Source organism: Pseudomonas sp. JV245A, assembly GCF_032424515.1.
Taxonomy (GTDB): domain Bacteria; phylum Pseudomonadota; class Gammaproteobacteria; order Pseudomonadales; family Pseudomonadaceae; genus Aquipseudomonas; species Aquipseudomonas protegens.
Map to the genome: position 1 here is coordinate 1 of NZ_VYKE01000070.1, position 19,067 is coordinate 19,067.

Below are 19,067 nucleotides of genomic sequence, written 5' to 3' on the forward strand. Positions count from 1 at the left end.
CCAGCGATTTCAAGATTGATGCAGATAAACCGAATCCGACCACGCCGACGTCCGGCGCCGTACAAGAGAACGACCATGAGCCTGACCATCACTCCTCTAAGCTCCGCCCTCGGCGCCCAGATCGGCGGCATCGATATCAGCCAGCCCTTGAGCATCGAACATCGTGACGCCATCGAGCAGGCGCTGCTCAAGCACCAGGTACTGTTCTTTCGCAACCAGCCGGTCACCCCGCAGCAGCAGGCGCGTTTCGCCGCCTGCTTCGGCGACCTGCACATCCACCCGATCTACCCCAATGTGCCGGAGCAGCCGGAGGTATTGATCCTCGATACCGCCGAGACCGACGTGCGCGACAACGCCATCTGGCACACCGACGTAACCTTTCTGCCGACCCCGGCCCTGGGCGCGGTGCTCAGCGCCAAGCTGCTGCCGGAGTTCGGCGGCGATACCCTGTGGGCCAGCGGCATTGCCGCCTACGAGGCGCTGTCGGAGCCGATGAAGAATCTGCTGCAGGGCCTGACCGCGACCCACGACTTCACCAAGTCCTTCCCTCTGGAGCGCTTCGGCAACACCCCCGAGGACCTGGCGCGCTGGGAAGAAACCCGGCGCAAGAACCCGCCGCTGTCGCACCCGGTGATCCGCACGCACCCGGTGAGCGGGCGCAAGTCGCTGTTCGTCAACGACGGCTTTACCACCCGGATCAACGAGCTGTCGGAAAGCGAAAGCGCAGCCATCCTGCAACTGCTGTTCGCCCACGCCACCCGCCCGGAATTCACCATTCGCTGGCGCTGGCAGGAGAACGACATTGCCTTCTGGGACAACCGCGTGACCCAGCACTATGCGGTGGACGACTACCGTCCACAGCGCCGGGTGATGCAGCGCGCGACCATTCTTGGGGATGTGCCGTTCTTGCGCTGAAACGCGGGGATGCAGCAAACCCCGGCCGCGCTGCATGAGCGGGGCCGGGGCCACTGGCTATTTGACGCCGGCGGGGGCTTTCTTCTTGCGATTGCCGATATGGATCGCCTGGCCATTCACGGCCAGCGCGGCTTCATGCAGGGCTTCGGACAGGGTCGGATGGGAGAACACCATCATCCCCAGGTCCTCGGCGCTGGTGCCGAACTCCATGCCGATGGCCCCTTCCTGAACCAGCTCCGCCGCGCCCGGCCCGATCACATGCACGCCCAGCACGCGGTCGGTGCCTGCATCGGCAATCACCTTGACCAGCCCGGCGGTGTCGTTGGCCGCCATGGCCCGGCTGCTGGCAGCGAACGGGAAGGTGCCGATGTTCAACTCGACGCCCTCGGCCTTGAGGGCCTGCTCGGTCTGGCCGACCCAGGCGATTTCCGGGTGGGTGTAGATTACCGAGGGGATCAGGTCGTAGTTCAAAGGGTGCCGATGCCCGGCAATCCCCTCGGCCACCATCACCCCCTCTTCAGAAGCCTTGTGCGCCAGCATCGGGCCGCGTACCACGTCGCCAATGGCGAACACCCCGGGGACGCTGGTGCAGCACTGGCCATCGACGTGGATAAAACCGCGTTCGTCCAGGTGCACGCCACTGTCGGCGGCCAGCAGATCGGTGGTCAGGGGGCGGCGACCGACGGCGACGATCAGCCGGTCGAACACCTGCTGCTTGTCCTCGCCGGCCTCACTGAGGCTGACCTTGACGCTGTCGCCCTGCACTTCGCAGGCCGTCACCCGGGCGCCCAGGCGGATATCCAGGCCCTGCTTGCCGAGGATCTTCTGCGCCTCCTTGGCGATCTGCGCATCCACCGCCGGGAGGAAGCTGTCGAGGGCTTCCAGCACTGTGACTTCAGCCCCCAGGCGTGCCCAGACCGACCCCAGTTCCAGGCCGATGACGCCGGCACCGATCACCCCGAGGCGCTTGGGCACCTGGGTGAATTCCAGGGCGCCGGTGGAGTCCACTATCACCTCGCCGGCCAGGGGCGCCGCGGGAATGTCGATCGGCCGCGAGCCGGGAGCCAGGATGATATTGCCGGCGCTGATGCGTTGCGTGCTGCCATCGGCGGCGGTGATTTCCACTTCCTTGTTGGCCAGCAGCTTGCCGTGACCTTCCAGCAGGGCCACGCCATTGGCCTTGAACAGCGAGGCAATGCCGCCGTTGAAATTGCGCACCACGTTGTCCTTGCGCGCCAGCATGGCTGGCACATCCATCTGCGGATTGCTGATGGCGATGCCGTGCACTTCGAATCCGTTGCGCGCTTCGTAGTAGTGGTGGGAACTGTCCAGCAGTGCCTTGGAGGGAATGCAGCCAACGTTCAGGCACGTCCCGCCCAGGGCGGTCTTGCCATCCTTGCCCTTGTAGCGCTCGATGCAGACTGTCTTGAGCCCCAGTTGCGCGGCCCGGATGGCGGCGACATAGCCGCCGGGACCCGCACCAATAACGATCACATCGTAACTTTCACTCATAGGTTGCCGTCCTTTGCACAGACAAACTCGACCACGGCCTCCATGGTCGCGCTGTCCTTGAGAATTTTCAGATGGCCCAACCCGCGAGTCTGCAAGACCCGCCGGTGTCGCAAGCCTTCGGCGAAGGATTGCAGGTCATCTGCCGGGACTTCCTGATCCTGCTGGTCATGCACCAGCAGCACCGGGACCTCCACCTGGCGCCCATAACGGCTGACCGCCAGGCTAGCCATGTCCTTCTGATAGCGTTGCTCAACCAGAAGTTGCATGCGTTGCCTGACGTCATCGTTGATCCACAAAAATGCGCCAAAGCGCCGGACCACGTTTTCGATATCGGCCGGCGCGGCCACCAGGACCGCCCGCTGGAAACCCTTGCCGACCGGAGTGCTCAAGGCATACCCGGCGGCAGCGCCGCCCAGGGAGTGACCAATCACGGTGTCGAAGGGCCCCAGTTGCTTTTGCACCTGGTCGAGCATGCTGACGAAGGTCGGCAGCGAGGCCTGCCGACCGCCGCTGCCGCCATGGCCGATGCAGTCGAAGGAGAGGACCTCGCAGCCCTCCTCCAGCAACAGCGGGATCAGGTACTGCCACTGGGTGCTGGCGCCACTCCAACCGTGCACCAGCACCACCCGGCGCCGGACCTGCGGTGGAGTCCAGCGAAAGCAGCGCAGGCGCCCCTGGTCGGTTTCCAGGTCCTGCACCGTGGCGCTGGGCAAGGTCTGCGGAAAATGCTGGCGCAGCCGTTGTGGCGTCGTGAACATCTTCAGCGCCCGTGCTGCAGCGCGCTGGGGAAAAAGCCGCGACTCGATCCAGAAGCTGCAGCGAAGCAGCCCCAGAACCCCGTTGTAAATGCCCTTGAAGAGCATCTTCCTGAAGCTGTTGCGCCGGCCCCTGGCAGGTGCCGGCCTTGGCTCTTGGGTCGCCATCTTCCTTCCTCATCGACTACAGAATTCAAGCGCTGGGCTACAGCTTCACCATGTTGAAGTCCAACTTGCTCACGCCGCATTCCGGGCAGGTCCAATCCTCGGCAATGTCGTCCCAGGCGGTGCCCGGAGGCACCCCCGAATCCGGATCGCCAAGGCGTTGATCGTAGATCCAGCCACAGATCAGGCACATCCACAGGCCGGATTCGGCCACAGCGTTTTCAGCGTAGGTGCTCATGGGTGGTCAACCATCATCAAAGGGTTATGCGTTGTTCTCATGCGCTGGCCTGAGCCACTTCGGCCACCTTGACGTTCTCCACGAGGAACTGCGCCACCTGCTCCAGTACCGCGGCATCGGAGAGGATCCGCACATGCCCGAGCCCGGACACCGGCTCCAGCTTGGCCCATGGCATCAGCGTGGTGATCTGCTGCGCTTCGCAGAACGGCACGATCGGATCGTTGAGGTCATGCAGCACCAGGGTTGGCAGTTGCAGGGCGTTGCCCAGCGCCGGGATATCCCAGTGCTCCACCGGCACGCCGTTGCGTTTCCACAGTTCCCGGTGCATGGCCTGGACCACCGCCGGCTTGAGCTTCAGGTAGCCGTTGGCCCAGCGCTGGATCACCACCGGCAGGTTGGCCGGCGAGCCCAGCAGGCACAAGGCCTTGATCCGATGAGTCTCGGCCAGTTCGGCCAGGGCTCCGGTGGCGGCGATCCCGCCCAGGGAATGGGCAACGATACCCACCACGTCACCGAGGGCGACAATCGCCGCTTTCACCGCGTCCTTGAACTCGGTCATGGTGCTCAGCGAGCCCGGCGAGATGCCGTGGGCCGGCGCATCGAAGGTCGCGACCTTGAAGCCCTGGCGCTGCAGGACCCGGGTGAAGGAATACAGGCTGCGGCTGTCCGCACCCCAGCCATGGACCAGCAGGATGGTCTGGTTGCCCGTGCCCCACTGATAGCCATGGGGAACGCCGGGGATACCCTTGATATGGAAACGCTGGGCGCCCAGGGGGCTCATTTCCTTGTCCGGCTGCTTGATGTATTCCCGGGTGTAGCCGAACAGGTCGGTGGCCTTGGCCCCGGCGGTCTCCAGCGACACCGATCCCAGCACGCCCATGTAGCTGCGCAGCATCTGCTGCTTCATGGTCAACGGGCCGTTGGCGGCCCGGGCTCCGGGGGTGCTCGGGTCACCGGCCGCCTGGGCTGGTTGGTCGAAGGACTCATAGAAGCCGTTCACCGGGTCGTACAGGTGGCAGCTACGCGCCACGTGCCACACGTCCTGCACGGTCATGGGCTTTTCCCGGACCATGCCGGGGAAGGCCGTCTTCAACGCGGCCTGGGCTTCGGGCAGGTTGTAGTGGGGAATGATCGGCGCCACATGGTGCGCGGTGTGCACCGAAATGTAGTGGGTCAGGAACAGCAGCCACTTGGGGTACATGTAGTCGGTGGTCAGCAGCAGGCGGCTGCTGTTGAAGCTCCAGTGTTCCTTGGTGAGGAACGGGGTCTCGTCGCTGATGTGGTGCATCATGGTGGTCAGGCTGAACCAGGCATGGGTCGCCAGCCACGGGGCGATGAAGTACAGGAACAGGCCGGTGAAGCCGGTGAAGTAGACCAGGGTCGGCAGGTAGATCAGCGCAGCCACCACCATGAACAGGATCGAGCGACGCACTTCGTTGCGCGCTTCGAGCTTGTGGAACATCGACGGACGGAAGCCCGAGTGACGCTGGTAGTTGACCGTGCCCAGCCAGAACAGCCAGGTGCGGGTGCTGCTGTAGACCAGCTTGTCCCACCAGGGCATGGCGTCATATTGCACGCGCAGCACCGGGCGCCAGTCGACGTCCATTTCCAGGTTGTTGGTGTTGGCGTGGTGCATGTTGTGCATGTGGCGCCAGCCGTGGAACGGGTACAGCAACGGCAGCAGCGCGATGTGCCCGAGGATGTGGTTGAAGCTGCGGTTGCGCGAGAACGAGTTGTGCCCGCAATCGTGAGCGACACAGAACAGGCCCCAGCCGCCCAGGCCCGCCACCAGCCACAGCGGCAGGTAGAACATCCAGTGCACGTGGGCGACCGCCACGATGGCACCGATGTAGAGCATGTAGCTGACGACGAAGCTGAGCATCCCGCGCCATACCCGCGGCTGATACAGGTGCTTGGGGATTGCGTCGGTCAGACGCAGGCCCTCGATCTCCTGAGAGCGTCGGAGCAGGTCATTGAATTTATCGTTTTTTTGCGAGGGCATCTGTGCAATGGCCATGGCCAAGCTCCTGCGAAGTCAAACTTCGGATGTGGTCAGTTCATTGGCCAGGTATTTGGACAGGTCATCGATGCTGGAGTATTCGAACAGCAGGGCCGGCGACAGGCGCTGCTCCATGAACTTCTCCAGGTCACCCGCCACCTTCACCGCTACCAGCGAATCGAGGCCGTAGGACTCGAAGCTGCGGGCGGTATCGACCTGGGAAGGATCGATCTTCAAGAGCGCGCCCATCTTCTGCACCAGCCAATGCTTGATGCTGTCCTCGTTGAGTTCGACCGCCGCCTGTTTTTTCTCTGAGAAGCTCAGAGTGCTCAGCAAATTGGAGATGAAATTGGACATAGGATCTTCCTTGATGAGTGAGGTGGTTAATACGATCAGCCGATTGGGCGTTTCAGGACGAGGCCTGGCGCTTGCGGACTTTGTCGATCATTGCCTGGGACGGGGAACGCAGGTCTGAGACCAGTCTCAGCTTGCCCATTAACGCCAGTGTCCAGCCCGACAGGTCGGGCTCCCACCAGTGCACGCCATGCCGGTACCAGGCAGGGAATGCGTGGTGATTGTTTTGCAGCCCCTCGCCAAAGGTGAGGAAGGCCACGATCCAGTTGTTGGTGCTCTGGTCGTGGGTCACGAACGGGCGAGCGCCGTAGCGGTGGCAGATGGAGCCCACACACCAGGCCGCCTGGTTGGCGACGAAGATCCGCGCCAGGCCGCCGAAGATCAGGCCGCTCCAGGCACCGGACCAGCTCTGGCTGACCAGCCCGCCGATCACCCCTGGCAGGATTACCCCCAGAGCCACCCAGAACAGGTAGGTCTGGTTGTAGAAGAACAGCCGGCGGTCGCGCAGGATGTCCGGGGCGAAGAAGTTCCAGCTCGACATGTCCGGGGCCAGCATCCACGGCATGTGCGCATGCCACAGCCCCTTGGCCCGTTGCCAGCGGCTCTGGCCCATGAGGTTGGGGGAATGCGGGTCACCGTGCTGGTCACTGTAGGTGTGGTGCCGGCGATGGGTGGTGACCCAGAACAGGATCGGCCCCTGGGCCGCCATGCAACCGGCGATCAGCATCAGGCTGCTCATCAGCCGCGAGGTCTTGAACGCACGATGGGCCAGGTAACGGTGGTAGCCCATGGAAACCCCGAACATCTGCACCGCGTAGAACACCGCGAAGAGGATGAAATCCAGGGCATGGACCTGGCCGGTGAACCATAGCCGGATTGCCTCGAAGGTCCCGAACAGGGGCACCAGCATGACTGCCAGCGCGATCCGCGCCTTGGTCCTGGCCGCACTCGGGCTCAGCTGGGCAACCCCGCCGACCTCTGGTGTCGCTGTGTTGGTGAGTATCTCGTCCATGAATTGCTTCCTGTGAGGTAGGGACCGGCAATCAGCTTTCTGAAGGTTCTGCAGCCACGGTCGGGCCGGGCCGTTTGACATCCCAGGCCAGGCCGCAGAGGGCGAGCAGCTCGATGAACAGGCCGCCAATATCCAACTGCCAGGGTTTCAGGCCGGCATGGGCCAGCGCCGGGAAGGCGTGGTGGTTGTTGTGCCAACCGCCCCCTACCGTCGGAATCGCCAGCCAGAACACGTTGCGGCTGGTATCCCGGGTCTTGTGGTCGCGGCCGCCAACCCGGTGGGCAAAGGAGTTGATGCACCAGGTGGCGTGGTCCACCAGGAAGATCCGCACGAAGCCGCCCCACAGCAGGCCGCTGAGCGCGCCCTCCCAGCTGCGGGTTATCAGCCCGCATGCCAGGCTGGGCAGCAGCAGGCCGAGGATGATCCACAGGTAGTAGCGCTGGTTGATCTGCATGATCAGTCGATCGCGCAGCAGGTCCGGCACGAACTGGCTCCAGTTCTGCTTGCGCAGGCTGAACAGCCAGCCCAGGTGAGCGTGCCACCAGCCCTGGATATTGCCGATAAAACCCGCCTTGAGCGGACGCGGCGAATGCGGGTCGCCTTCCTTGTCGGTGAAGGCGTGGTGCTGGCGATGGGTCGCCGCCCAGAACAGGATCGGGCCCTGCGCCGCCATCGAACCGGCGATGCCGAAGAATGCGGTGATCACCGGGCCGGCCTTGAACGCATGGTGGGAAAAGAACCGGTGCATGCCCACTTCCACTCCCAGGGCGGTCAACAGGTACATGCTGGCCAGCGCGCCGATTTCCAGCCAGCCGATGCCCTGATGCCAGGCCAGCACCAGGGCCACCACGGTGCCCACTGCCGGAGTTGCGACCGTCAGCCAGGCCAATTGCCGCTCGCGCTGGCCGGTGCGGTCGATATGAGGATTCATGGCCGTCATGACAGGGCATCCGTAGCAGTTTTAAGGGTAGGTGCCGCAGCCGCGCGACTGGCGCCATAGCGCGCCAGCGTGTCGTTGAGCAGGGCCTTGCGGGTGGCCTGGCGCTGGACCTTGCCACTGGTGGTCAGTGGAATGCCGCCCATGGGCGCCAGGTGGATGCGCGCCGGGGCCACGCCGAACTGGCTGACCAGCGCACTGGTGATCACCTGGCGCAGCTGTTCCTGCTGGGCTTCATCGAGTTTTTCGCTGCGCTTGACCTCGGCCACGATCGCCAGTTGTTCCTGCTGGCCGTTATCGATGCCCACCGCCACGCAGCCGTTGCTGCGGATGCGCGGGTCGGCGCTTTCCACCGCCAGCTCCAGGTCCTGGGGATACAGGTTGCGCCCGGCAATGATGATCAGGTCCTTGAGGCGCCCGGTGACGAACAGCTCATCGCGGTGCAGCGCGCCAAGATCGCCGGTGCGCATGAAACGCCCATGGATGCCCGGCAGGCTGGCGCGAAACACCTGCTGGCTCAGCGCTTCCTTGCCCCAGTAGCCGGCGCCCACGTTGTCGCCCTGGACCCAGATCTCGCCGATCTGGCCGTCCGCCACCGGTTGCAGGCTGACAGGGTCGACAATCGCCACACGCAGGCCCGGGGCGACCCTGCCGCTACTGACCAGCGGCAGGGCCCGGGCATCCTCGGCATCGACGATGGCCAGGGTGCCACTGGCGAGTTGGTCCCGATCCACCTGGGTATTGAACGCCGGCTCATCGTGGCGCTTGCCCGAGACCAGTACGGTGGCCTCGGCCAACCCGTAGCAGGGGCCCAGGGCCGCCGGGTTGAAGCCGGCGGCGGCAAAACGTTCGGAGAAGCGCGCCAGGGTGCTCTGGCGCACCGGCTCGGCCCCGCAATAGATAGCCTTGAGCTTGCTCAGGTCGAGCTCTGCCAGTTCCTCGTCGGTGATGTTTTCGACACACAGGTCGAAGGCGAAGTTGGGCGCGATGGTGACGTCGGCGCCGTACCTGGACACCGCATCCAGCCAGCGCAGCGGCCGCTGGACAAAGTGCCCGGGGCTGATGAGCACGGTAGGGAAGGCATCGAAGATCGGCTGCAGGATTCCGCCCATCAGGCCCATGTCGTGATAGGGCGGCAGCCAGCTGCAACCCACGCGATTCCTGGCCGGGCCCATCCACTGGCTGGCACTGCGGCAATTACTGTAGAGGTTGTCGTGGGTCAGCATCACGCCCTTGGGCGCCGAGGTGGAGCCCGAGGTGTATTGCAGCAGGGCCAGTTGGCCGTGGGCGAGCGCCTGCCCGCGCCAGGATGAATCCGCCTCGGCCAACTGCTCCGGGTCAACCCACTGGGGCGCGGGCAAATCACCCTGGAGCAGAGCGTTGACCCGCTCCTGGGACCGCATGAAGCGCGAGCTGGTGAGCACCAGTTGCGGATGGGCATCAACGCAGATCAGTGCCAGCCGCTCCAGCCCCCGGGTCCCCACTGGGGGAAAGGCCGGGATCGCCACGGCACCGGCCAGCAGCAGGCCGAACAGTGAAACGATGTAGTCGATACCGGTCTCGAACAGCATCAGCACCCGTTTTTCACGGGGCTCGAAGATCTGCAGCGCGGCGGCCAATCGTTGACTACGCTTCCACAGTTCGGCGTAGCTGATCGACGCCTCCTCCCGCTCGCCATCGAGCAGATGGATGAAGGCAATGGCATCGGGTTGCCGCCATGCGCGATAGGCCAGTACTTCGGTAACCGAACTTAAACATTCGATGCCCGGGACTTCAGCCAACGGCAGATCATCAACTGCTACATGCGCTGAGATGGCTGGATTGACATCATTAAGATAATCACGAGGCACGGCGTAGTTCATTCAAAATCCTTTTTAAATGGAGAGCCATATATTGACCTGGAGGTCGTTTATTATTTTCAGCACTAAGGAACCGAACAAACGCCCCTAAGAAGGGGAGCTCTTACTAGGCAGTAGACAAAGATGTCATTTTATTGACAGAGCAACGCATTCACTTGATGAATGCATATTTTTTTATGTCCCACAGGGAATAGCGTGGGCAGGAAAGTGAAATCTGGATGCGTTGAGAAGTCTGCCACCAGCTTGTATATTTTGCTAATGCACAAATGGACACTTACAGGGAGAAAATGGACATGGATGTGCTCACGCTTATTGCGCTGGAAGGTGCCATGGGATCGAGTGTCGCGATCACCCTGGATGTGCTGCGAACAGCTAACCAGGTCGCCGAAGTCATGGGCCGGCCAACCATCACCTGGAAGATTATCGGCAGCAGCGAATCGGTTCGCATGCGCAACGGCATGCGCCTGGATGCCCAGCCACTGGACAAGGTCCAGGCCATCGAAGGCAGCATGCTGGTGATCCCGGGACTGGGGCTGGAGAACACCCAGGAGCTGGATTTCTTTGGCTGTCGCCGGGAAAAAAGGCTGCCTGGGCTCAGCCTGTCCAGCGAACTGATCACCCGGCTCGGGCACGCCGATATCCGCAAGCTCAGCCAGTTGGTGCATGACCATCACCGCCGCGGGCAGCAGACGGCGGCGTCCTGTTCAGCAGTTTTCGTCCTGGGTGAGGCGGGGGTTCTGGAGGGGCATACGGTCACCACTCATTGGCAACTGTATGAAACTTTCAAAGAGCGTTATCCCGAAGCGATACTCGACACAAAACGCATGCTTATTCATGACGGAAATATGATTACAGCAGGCGCAGGCATGTCGCAAATGGATCTAATGCTCTACATATTGCGTAATAAGATGGGCAATCAGATTGCTGAATTGACCATGCGTTATCTGTTGATAGATGGTCGACCGGCGCAATATCACTACATGGCCTTGTCCAACTTGCAAACGGAAAACCGTGAAGTTTTGTTAATGGAGAAGTTCATCGAGGATTGCCTGCCCAACGTTCCGCCACTGAGCACCATTGCCGAACATTTGCGTATAACCGAGAAGACCTTATCCCGCAGAATTCGTAGCGCCACGGGAAAGCCGCCCATGGCCTTCATTCAGAAAGTTCGCCTGCAACATGTTCAAAGCTTATTGGAAACCACCAATATGAGCATTGAAGAAGTTGCTTTCAAAGTGGGCTATGCCGATTCCACCGCTCTACGCCGCCTGATGTGGAAAAACATGGGCTGCACCCCCAGCCAGTTGCGCAAGACCCGCTCCGGGCCGCCGATCATCTAGGCCCCGGCTGCTTATCACTTCTCCTCCTCGGCTGCGCCTGGCGCGGCCGGGGGCACCTTGCACAACGGCACCAGCAACAACGCCACCACGAACATCATCGCCATCAGGCGGAACACATCGCCAAAGGCCAGGGTCAGCGCTTCACGCCCCACCAGGCGGCCGAGAATGCCCTGAGCCATCAGGAAAGCGTGGCTGGCATCCGGTGTATCGGCGGCAATCTTCAGCGCCAGTTGGCCCATGAGTTCCTGGGCGGCGACAGCCTTGCTCCCCAGCGACTCGGACAGGCGCAGGACCTGAGTCCGGGCATCGTCCTGCAGCCAGGTGTTGACCGTAGCAATACCAATGGCGCCGCCCAGGTTGCGCATCAGGTTGAAAAGCCCGGAGGCCTGGCGCAGTTCAACCCCCTGGAACGAACTCAAGGCCATGTTCACGCTCGGCACGATGCACAGCATCAGGAACAGCCCACGCGCCACCTGCGGCACCAGCAACTCATCGAATCCCCAGTTGGAGGTGACCCGGGAAGTCAGCCACAGGCTCAGCGCCAGGCCGAGGAAACCCACCGAGATGATCAGGCGCCGATCAACTTTTTCCGAGGCCCGGGCAGCAATAATCGTACTGACCAACTGCCCGATGCCCACGACAAAAACCGTGGTGCCGATTTCCAGGCTATCGAAGCCACGCACCCGGCCAAGAAACACCGGCACCAGGTAGGTCGACGAATAAAGGCCAAAACCGATCACCAGGTTCAGCAGGCAGGCAATGGAAAAGGTACGGTCGCGAAACGGCACCAGGGACACGATCGGGTTGTTCGAATACAACGAGCGCTCGATGAACAAACCAAAGGACACAAGGGACACCCAGGCCGCGATGACGATCCCGGTATCGCTGAACCAGTCCTTGCGCGGCCCCTCCTCCAGCACGTATTCAAAACACCCCAGGGCCAGCGCCATGGCGACGAAATGCAGCCAGTCGATACGCCGCAGCATGGACAGGTCCGGGCGATCCACATCGATCAGCAACGCCGCGCCGATGCAGATCACCAGCCCCGGCAGCACGTTGATGAAGAAGATCCAGCGCCAGTCCAGGTAGAAGGTCACCAGGCCGCCCACCGTGGGGCCCAGGGTCGGTGCCAGCACCGCGGTCATGCCAAGGATTGCCGGGACCATCGCCCGCTGCTTGCCTTCGAACAATACGAACCCCACGGCGAATACCGTGGGCACCATCGCCCCGCCGGCAAAGCCTTGCAGGGCCCGCAGCACGATCATCGACTCGATGTTCCAGGCCATGCCGCAACCCACGCTGAACAGGGTAAAGAACGCCGCGCTGGCAGCGAACAGCCAGCGGGTGGAAATCGCCTGGGCGAGAAACGCCGAGAAGGGAATCATGATCAGTTCGGCAATCAGATAGGCGGTCTGCACCCAGCTCACTTCATCAGGGCCGGCACTGAGCCCGGCCTGCACGTCGTTGAGCGAGGCCGCCACGATCTGGATGTCGATCAGCGCCATGAACATGCCGAAAGCCATGATCGTGAAGACCAGAAACTTGCGCTTGGTGGACTGTTGGCCGGGCTGGGCACCCGCTTCGGAGAGGTCAGTTGCGCTTGTCGTCACGGTAGGTACTTCCCTGTAGTATTGCGACCGACATGTGAATATTATGATCGTAATTCAAAACAGCATGGAGCTTCAACATGGAGCAGAGCACCCAGACTCAGAACGCCATCCTGCAAGCCGCCCAAGAGTCCGAGAAGCCGCGCAAGCGTTCCAAGCGCCCGCTGATCGCCGGCGCTATCGCCCTGACATTGGTAGCAGTCGGGGTTGGCTGGGTGCTGATGGCGCCGTCGACACAGGCCACGGACGATGCCTACATCGCCGCCGATGCGACCTCCGTCGCGCCGCGGGTCCATGGCCTGGTGACAGAGGTGCTGGTCAAGGATCACCAGAACGTCACCGCCGGGCAGCCCCTGGTGCGCATCAACAGCGAAGAGTTCGACAGCCGGGTATCCCTGGCCGAAGGCGATCTGGCGGACAACCAGGCCCAGGTCGCCCTGGCCGAGGCCGCGCTGACCATCCAGGACGCCGAGCAGCGCCTGGCCAGTGCCCGCGTGCAGGCGGCGCGCACCTCGATCCGCACCAACCAGGCCGAATCCAAGCGTGCCGGTGCGGAGCGCAATCGCTTCGATACCCTGGTCACCACCGGCGCCGTGGCGCGCAACGAGGTGGAGAAATACAGCACCCAGGCCATCTCCGCCGAACAAGGCCTGGCCTACGCCCAGGCCATGTTGCAAGTGGCGGAGAACGACCTTGCGGTCACCACCGCGCAACGGCAACGCCTGCAAGCGCAATTGCAGATGGCCAAGGCCAAGGTGGTAACCGCCAAGGCGCGGCTGGAACTGGCCCAGCAGGACCTGCGCCACACCACCATCTATGCACCGATGGACGGCACCGTCGGCAATCGGCAGATCCAGGTTGGCGATTACGTGCAACCGGGTTCGCGCCTGCTGACCCTGGTGCCGCTGCATGACCTCTATGTACTGGCCAACTTCAAGGAGACCCAGACCCAGCACATGTACCCGGGGCAATCGACGCAGATCAAGATCGATGCCCTGCCAGGCGTCAGCATCACCGGCACCGTGGAAAGCCTGGCTCCGGGTTCAGGCTCGACCTTTGCCCTGCTGCCCTTCGAACCGGGCACCGGCAACTTCACCAAGATCGTCCAGCGGGTGCCGGTGCGCATTCGCTTCGACGCCAACCAGTCCGGCCTCGAACGCCTGCGGCCGGGCCTGTCGGTGACCGCCAAGGTCGACCTCGATGATCCCCAGGACCGCACCGTGGCCGGCAATCCGTCTTCCTTGAAAGTCAGCAGCACGACCAGGTAACGACGCCTGCCGCCCCGCTCCAGGCGGCAAAGCCAACAGCCCCCGGCAGATCGCTCTGCCGGGGGCTGTTTTATCGGTGCAGGGGCAGACTTACCTCACTCTGCCGTCGAAGGTTTTTCCCACAGGTTGATGCGCCCTTCTTTGGCGAAATGATCGATTTCCGCCAGTTCCTCGACACTGAAGCTCAAGTTCTGCAACGCCCCGACGTTCTCGACGATCTGCTCCGGCCGGCTGGCACCGATCAGCGCCGAGGTCACCCGCGGGTCGCGCAGGGTCCAGGCCAGGGCCAGTTGCGCCAGGCTCTGGCCGCGGTTCTTGGCGATCTCGTTGAGCGCGCGGACATGGGCGATATTGGCCTCCGACAAGTGCGAAGCCTGCAACGAGCCGCCCCCCGGACGATTGACCCGCGCATCCTCGGGAATGCCATTGAGGTACTTGTCGGTAAGCAGGCCCTGGGCCAGCGGCGTAAAGGCGATGACCCCGGCGCCGAGCTCCTCGGTGGTGTCCAGCAGGTCCTTCTCGACCCAGCGGTTGAGCATGTTGTAGGCCGGTTGATGGATCAGCAGCGGCACCTTCCACTCCTTGAGCAACGCGGCGATTTCCCGGGTCTTGGCCCCCGAATAGGAAGAAATACCGATATACAGCGCCTTGCCCTGCTGCACGGCGGTGGCCAGGGCGCTGGCGGTTTCCTCCAGCGGCGTATCCGGGTCGAAGCGGTGGGAATAGAAGATATCCACATAGTCCAGGCCCAGGCGCTGCAGGCTCTGGTCGAGGCTGGCCAGCACGTACTTGCGCGAACCGCCGCCCTGGCCGTAAGGCCCGGGCCACATGTCCCAACCGGCCTTGCTGGAGATGATCAATTCATCGCGATAGGCCTTGAAGTCTTCACGCAGCAGGCGGCCGAAGTTGATTTCGGCGCTGCCGTAGGGCGGGCCGTAGTTGTTGGCCAGGTCGAAGTGGTTGATCCCCAGGTCGAAGGCGGTGCGCAGCAAGGCACGCTGGGTGTCGATCGGCGTGCTGTCGCCAAAGTTGTGCCACAGCCCCAGGGACAGCGCCGGCAGTACCAGGCCACTGCGGCCGACACGGCGATAGGGGATGGAGTCGTAGCGGTTTTCAGCAGCTATGTAAGTCATCGAATCCTCTCTGAGTCAGGTCTTTCCAAAACGACTAACGTCGATCAAAGCGCCCCACGGTAGGAGCCGGCTTGCCGGCCAAAGGCCCGCAAGCCTTGGCCACCACGAGCGCCTTCGCTGGCAAGCCGGCCCCTGCGCCAGCCGCGTTGTCACACAAACTGATTCTTCGGTCGCGCCAACCCCAGGTTTTCCCGCAGGGTTCGGCCCTCGTATTCAGTTCTGAACAGCCCGCGCCGCTGCAGTTCCGGAATCACCCCGCCGGCAAAGTCCCGTAGCCCGCCAGGGAGATGCGGCACCAGCACATTGAAACCATCGGCCGCGCCCTCCTCGAACCAGGCTTGCAGTACGTCGGCTATCTGCCCGGGCGTACCGATCAGGCTGTAGTGCCCACGGCCACCGGCAATCCTGCGCCCCAGCTGGGCCAGGGTCAGGTTGTCCTTGCCGGCCAGCTCGGTGAGCAATTGCTGGCGGCTCTGCTGGCCGCTCTCGGTCAGTGGTAGCGCCGGCAACGGTGCATCCAGCGGGTAGCCGGACAAGTCGAAGTTGCCCAGCATCCTCCCCAACAGGGCCACGCCCACTTCGGGCTCCACCAGGTCCTGGAAGGCTTCGAACTTTTCCCGGGCCTGACTTTCGCTGTCCCCCACCACCACGAATACCCCAGGCATGATTTTCAGGGATTGCGTACTACGATCGTACTGCTTCAGGCGTCCTTTCAGGTCGGCATAGAAGGCCTGCGCGGCGGCCATGGAAGGCTGGGCGGTGAATACCACTTCGGCGGTCTGGGCCGCCAGCTCACGACCGCTCTCGGAAGAACCGGCCTGGACGATCACCGGGTATCCCTGGGGTGGGCGCGCCACATTCAATGGCCCTTTGACCTGGAAGAATTCACCGCGATGGTCCAGTAAATGCTGCTTGTCTGGGTCGAAATACTTGCCACTGGCCTTGTCGCGGACAAAGGCGTCGTCCTCCCAGCTGTCCCAGAGCCCGGTGACCACCCGATGGAACTCCCGGGCCCTGCGATAACGTTCCGCGTGCCCAAAATGTTCCTCCCGGCCGAAATTCCGCGCTTCGACGGCATTGTCGGAAGTCACCAGGTTCCACCCCGCCCGACCACCTGAAAGATGGTCCAGCGACGCGAATTTACGTGCTACGTGGTACGGTACGTTATAGCTCGTAGTGCTAGTGGCAATTAGCCCTATCCGCTCGGTCACGGCCGCCAGGGCCGCCAGTAACGTCAAGGGTTCGAAGTAATCGGAGCGGGCCATGCGGCTGGCGATGGGGCCGGTAGGGGCTGCCAGGCTGTCGGCGACGAACAGTGCATCGAAGCGCGCGGCTTCGGCGATCTGCGCCAGTTCTTTATAGACGGCAAAATCCAGCCCTGCCTGGGCCGGAACATCCGGATGACGCCAGGCGGCAACGTGGTGACCGGTGGCCATGAGAAAGGCGCCGAGCTTGAGCTGGCGAGTGGAACGGGACATGGATCACTCCTTGTTTCATGCTGCAAAAAGGGCACCGCCAAAGCCCGCTGTAGGAGCTGGCTTGCCAGCGAAAGCGCCCACAAGACCTGCTCCCAGTTCGCCGACCCATTCGCCGGCAAGCCGGCTCCTACAACGGCAGGGCATCAGAAATCCTTGCGCAACTGCACGCCGAAATAACGTTCGTCATCCCGGGGCACGGCGCGGTAGATGTAGTTGCCGCCACTGGCCAGCAAGGGCGAATAGGACTTGTCGGCAAGGTTCTTGCCCAGCAATGCCACGCGCCAGCCATCGTTGTAGTCGGCCAGGGCAATGCTGGCGTTCCAGATGCCGTAGGCGCCCTGCCGGGTGTCGAGGTTCTGGCTGATGTCGTACTGCACTTCGCTTTGCCAGCTGTAGTCAGTGCCCAACTCGATATCCAGGCCGTTATCCAGGGGAATGCTGTAGTCGGCGCGCACGTAGCTTTTCCAGTCCGGGCTGAAGGGCAACGGCTTGCCGTTGACATTGCACGAAGCCGCCGCGCCCGCCGGGCAGGCGAATTCGTCGATGCGCGCCCGGGTGTAGGCCAGGGCCCCGGAGAACTTCAGTTGCTGGGTGGCCTGCAGGGCGTAATCCAGTTCCACGCCCTCGCTGCTGACGCTCCCGGCATTGATCAGGCGGGTCACTACCTGCCCGGCCACGGTGTCGAAGAAGTTGGCCTGGTAGTTGTCGTATTCGCTGTGGAACACCGCGAGGTTGGTGGTCAGCCGGTTGTTCCAGCTGCTGGCCTTGATCCCCACCTCCCAGGTGTTGGAGGTTTCGGGTTTCAGTGCTTGGGTGTCCCGCGGCTGCATGTTGAAGAACACGTTGTAGGCCGGGCCCTTGTAGCCCCGGGAATAGGTCAGGTAGCTGGTGACCGTGGCGCTGAGGTCATATTGCAGGCCCAGGCGCCCGGACCAGCCATCCTCGTCCACCGAGCCGGAACTCTGGGTGCCCGGCTGGATACCGCTGACCGTGGTCGCCGAAGTCGAGACCCGGCGGTGATCGTACTTCAGGTCATCGTGGGTCCAGCGCAGGCCGGCGATGCCACGAAAGTCCTCGGTGAAATTCAGGGTGCTCTCGCCAAATACCGCGTAGCTGTCGTTGGTGGTGCTGTAGTCGGCAATGCCCCGGTTGGCGCCGGTGGTCGTGGTCAGGGTGCGCTGGTAGGTTTCTTCATCCTTGCCGTGCATGTAGAACAGGCCGCCGACGTACTCCAGGAACCGCCCCTTGGGCGATGCCAGGCGCAGCTCCTGCGAGTACTGGTTGTAGTCCAGGTCACCCTTGTCGGCGGTCCCGGGGAACGCCGCAGTGACCGTGCCAAGACGGTCGCCGTCCTGGTACTGGGTATTGTTCCAGCCGCGCCAGGCGGTGATCGAGGTCAGGGTGTAGTCGCCCAGGCTCCAGTCCAGCTGGCCGGAAAGGCCCTTGTTGATATCGTCCACATGGGTACGGGTGTCGGTGTTGATGTCCCGGTTGTCGCTGCTGGCGCGCACGGGGTTCAGGGCATTGGCGAAGGCAGGTGTCAGGGCCTTGCTCACCACCCCGTTGGGGGCGTCATCATGGGATTGCATGTAGTCCGCCGCGAAGGTGAACTTGAGGTCCTCGCTGGGGGTGAACTCCAGCTTGCCGCGCACGCCCTTGCGGTTGTAGCCGTTGACCTCCTGGCCGTTGTGGCGGTTATCCACATTGCCGTCGTAACTGCCGAACAAGGTGGTGAACGAGCCCTTGAGGGTGTCGGGAATCAGGCTGCCGCCAATGCCGAAACGGGTGCGGCTTTCGTTGCCGCTGTAGTAGGCCTGGTCGATGTAGCCATGAGTCTCGGCCGTAGGCGCCTTGGTGATGACATTCAGCACCCCGGCCGAGGCGTTCTTGCCGAACAGGGTGCCCTGGGGCCCGCGCAGGACTTCGATCCGTTCCAGATCCAGCAGGTCCAGGGTGGCCTGGCCGGGGCGGCCGTAGACCACGCCGTCGATCACCGTCGCCACCGTGGGCTCCACCCCCGGTGAGGTGGAAATGGTGCCCACGCCACGGATGAACAGCGAGGTGTCCTTGTTCGAGGCACCCGTGCGGAAGTTCAGCGATGGCACCTGCTGCACGATGCTTGCAACGCCGTTGCGGTTATCCCGCTCCAGTTGCTCGCCCTCCACCACCGAGACCGCCACCGGGACTTTCTGCAGCGATTCCTCGCGGCGGGTGGCGGTGACGGTCACCGACTTCAGGGTCGGTTCCTGATCCTGTGCGCTGGCGCCGCTGCCAGCGGCATAAGCCGCCGGCAGCGGCAAGGCGGCCAGCCCCGCCAGCAACCAGCCCAGATGGGGTCGCAATGGCGTGCTACCACGGATCGACTGCGTGAGACTGTGCTGTTCCCCAAGAAAGTTCTGCATGCTGCACCTGCTGAAAAATGCCCCGAACCGCTGCCGATCTGTGCCGGCAGCGCCTGAAAACTGTCTTGGGCATTCGCTCGAGCGAGTAGCAGA

Annotated in this window: 15 protein-coding genes; 3 read left to right on the forward strand and 12 right to left on the reverse strand. The window is 63.0% G+C overall.

Going from position 1 to position 19,067, the window contains the following annotated elements; genetic code table 11:
- Window positions 1-75 precede the first annotated feature (75 nt).
- Window positions 76-915, forward strand: a complete 840-nt coding sequence (gene tauD / locus F6S12_RS18725; protein WP_041751907.1) for a taurine dioxygenase — start codon at window positions 76-78, stop codon at window positions 913-915.
- A 57-nt stretch (window positions 916-972) separates the two neighbouring features.
- Here the strand turns inward: tauD and lpdA are convergent, their stop codons facing one another.
- The 8 genes from lpdA to F6S12_RS18765 form a co-directional block, all read right to left on the reverse strand.
- Entirely contained in the window at window positions 973-2,427 is a 1,455-nt protein-coding gene (gene lpdA, locus F6S12_RS18730; protein ID WP_161466421.1) for a dihydrolipoyl dehydrogenase, read from the reverse strand.
- Entirely contained in the window at window positions 2,424-3,185 is a 762-nt protein-coding gene (locus tag F6S12_RS18735) for an alpha/beta hydrolase (RefSeq protein WP_169892889.1), read from the reverse strand. Before F6S12_RS18735 ends, lpdA begins: the two co-directional genes overlap by 4 nt.
- A gap of 202 nt (window positions 3,186-3,387) precedes the next feature.
- Window positions 3,388-3,585 carry a rubredoxin gene (locus F6S12_RS18740; RefSeq protein WP_011058646.1) on the reverse strand — a complete coding sequence of 66 codons (198 nt, stop codon included), beginning with the start codon at window positions 3,583-3,585 and terminating at the stop codon, window positions 3,388-3,390.
- Between the two features lie 37 nt (window positions 3,586-3,622).
- A complete protein-coding gene (locus tag F6S12_RS18745; RefSeq protein ID WP_015633761.1) occupies window positions 3,623-5,602 on the reverse strand; it encodes an alpha/beta fold hydrolase in 1,980 nt (659 codons plus the stop codon).
- A gap of 18 nt (window positions 5,603-5,620) precedes the next feature.
- Window positions 5,621-5,941: an acyl carrier protein gene (locus tag F6S12_RS18750; RefSeq protein WP_011058644.1), complete on the reverse strand. Its 321-nt coding sequence runs from the start codon at window positions 5,939-5,941 to the stop codon at window positions 5,621-5,623.
- A gap of 52 nt (window positions 5,942-5,993) precedes the next feature.
- Window positions 5,994-6,950: an acyl-CoA desaturase gene (locus tag F6S12_RS18755; protein WP_015633760.1), complete on the reverse strand. Its 957-nt coding sequence runs from the start codon at window positions 6,948-6,950 to the stop codon at window positions 5,994-5,996.
- A gap of 31 nt (window positions 6,951-6,981) precedes the next feature.
- Complete coding sequence (locus tag F6S12_RS18760; protein ID WP_015633759.1) at window positions 6,982-7,890, reverse strand: acyl-CoA desaturase; 909 nt, start codon at window positions 7,888-7,890, stop codon at window positions 6,982-6,984.
- Complete coding sequence (locus tag F6S12_RS18765; protein ID WP_315869196.1) at window positions 7,887-9,668, reverse strand: fatty acyl-AMP ligase; 1,782 nt, start codon at window positions 9,666-9,668, stop codon at window positions 7,887-7,889. Before F6S12_RS18765 ends, F6S12_RS18760 begins: the two co-directional genes overlap by 4 nt.
- A gap of 371 nt (window positions 9,669-10,039) precedes the next feature.
- Between F6S12_RS18765 and F6S12_RS18770 the strand changes: the two genes are divergently transcribed.
- Complete coding sequence (locus tag F6S12_RS18770) at window positions 10,040-11,086, forward strand: GlxA family transcriptional regulator (protein ID WP_011058640.1); 1,047 nt, start codon at window positions 10,040-10,042, stop codon at window positions 11,084-11,086.
- A gap of 14 nt (window positions 11,087-11,100) precedes the next feature.
- Here F6S12_RS18770 and F6S12_RS18775 read toward each other — a convergent pair whose 3' ends face one another.
- Complete coding sequence (locus F6S12_RS18775; protein WP_011058639.1) at window positions 11,101-12,696, reverse strand: DHA2 family efflux MFS transporter permease subunit; 1,596 nt, start codon at window positions 12,694-12,696, stop codon at window positions 11,101-11,103.
- Between the two features lie 77 nt (window positions 12,697-12,773).
- On the opposite strand from F6S12_RS18775, the gene F6S12_RS18780 reads away from it, so the two are divergent.
- Window positions 12,774-13,961 carry an HlyD family secretion protein gene (locus F6S12_RS18780; protein WP_011058638.1) on the forward strand — a complete coding sequence of 396 codons (1,188 nt, stop codon included), beginning with the start codon at window positions 12,774-12,776 and terminating at the stop codon, window positions 13,959-13,961.
- A 95-nt stretch (window positions 13,962-14,056) separates the two neighbouring features.
- Here F6S12_RS18780 and mgrA read toward each other — a convergent pair whose 3' ends face one another.
- From mgrA to F6S12_RS18795, 3 genes are all read right to left on the reverse strand, one after another.
- Entirely contained in the window at window positions 14,057-15,094 is a 1,038-nt protein-coding gene (gene mgrA, locus F6S12_RS18785; RefSeq protein WP_011058637.1) for an L-glyceraldehyde 3-phosphate reductase, read from the reverse strand.
- A 149-nt stretch (window positions 15,095-15,243) separates the two neighbouring features.
- Complete coding sequence (locus F6S12_RS18790) at window positions 15,244-16,572, reverse strand: LLM class flavin-dependent oxidoreductase (protein ID WP_161466422.1); 1,329 nt, start codon at window positions 16,570-16,572, stop codon at window positions 15,244-15,246.
- A gap of 143 nt (window positions 16,573-16,715) precedes the next feature.
- Complete coding sequence (locus F6S12_RS18795; protein ID WP_315869197.1) at window positions 16,716-18,974, reverse strand: TonB-dependent receptor; 2,259 nt, start codon at window positions 18,972-18,974, stop codon at window positions 16,716-16,718.
- Window positions 18,975-19,067 lie beyond the last annotated feature (93 nt).

What these genes read in the sequence shown, in the direction of transcription:
- mgrA (WP_011058637.1), bottom strand. Translation starts at nt 15,094, where the DNA reads ATGACTTACATAGCTGCTGAAAACCGCTACGACTCCATCCCCTATCGC.
- F6S12_RS18740 (WP_011058646.1), bottom strand. Translation starts at nt 3,585, where the DNA reads ATGAGCACCTACGCTGAAAACGCTGTGGCCGAATCCGGCCTGTGGATG.
- F6S12_RS18755 (WP_015633760.1), bottom strand. Translation starts at nt 6,950, where the DNA reads ATGGACGAGATACTCACCAACACAGCGACACCAGAGGTCGGCGGGGTT.
- F6S12_RS18790 (WP_161466422.1), bottom strand. Translation starts at nt 16,572, where the DNA reads ATGTCCCGTTCCACTCGCCAGCTCAAGCTCGGCGCCTTTCTCATGGCC.
- F6S12_RS18795 (WP_315869197.1), bottom strand. Translation starts at nt 18,974, where the DNA reads ATGCAGAACTTTCTTGGGGAACAGCACAGTCTCACGCAGTCGATCCGT.
- F6S12_RS18770 (WP_011058640.1), top strand. Translation starts at nt 10,040, where the DNA reads ATGGATGTGCTCACGCTTATTGCGCTGGAAGGTGCCATGGGATCGAGT.
- F6S12_RS18750 (WP_011058644.1), bottom strand. Translation starts at nt 5,941, where the DNA reads ATGTCCAATTTCATCTCCAATTTGCTGAGCACTCTGAGCTTCTCAGAG.
- F6S12_RS18780 (WP_011058638.1), top strand. Translation starts at nt 12,774, where the DNA reads ATGGAGCAGAGCACCCAGACTCAGAACGCCATCCTGCAAGCCGCCCAA.
- F6S12_RS18760 (WP_015633759.1), bottom strand. Translation starts at nt 7,890, where the DNA reads ATGACGGCCATGAATCCTCATATCGACCGCACCGGCCAGCGCGAGCGG.
- F6S12_RS18745 (WP_015633761.1), bottom strand. Translation starts at nt 5,602, where the DNA reads ATGGCCATTGCACAGATGCCCTCGCAAAAAAACGATAAATTCAATGAC.
- tauD (WP_041751907.1), top strand. Translation starts at nt 76, where the DNA reads ATGAGCCTGACCATCACTCCTCTAAGCTCCGCCCTCGGCGCCCAGATC.
- lpdA (WP_161466421.1), bottom strand. Translation starts at nt 2,427, where the DNA reads ATGAGTGAAAGTTACGATGTGATCGTTATTGGTGCGGGTCCCGGCGGC.
- F6S12_RS18735 (WP_169892889.1), bottom strand. Translation starts at nt 3,185, where the DNA reads ATGTTCACGACGCCACAACGGCTGCGCCAGCATTTTCCGCAGACCTTG.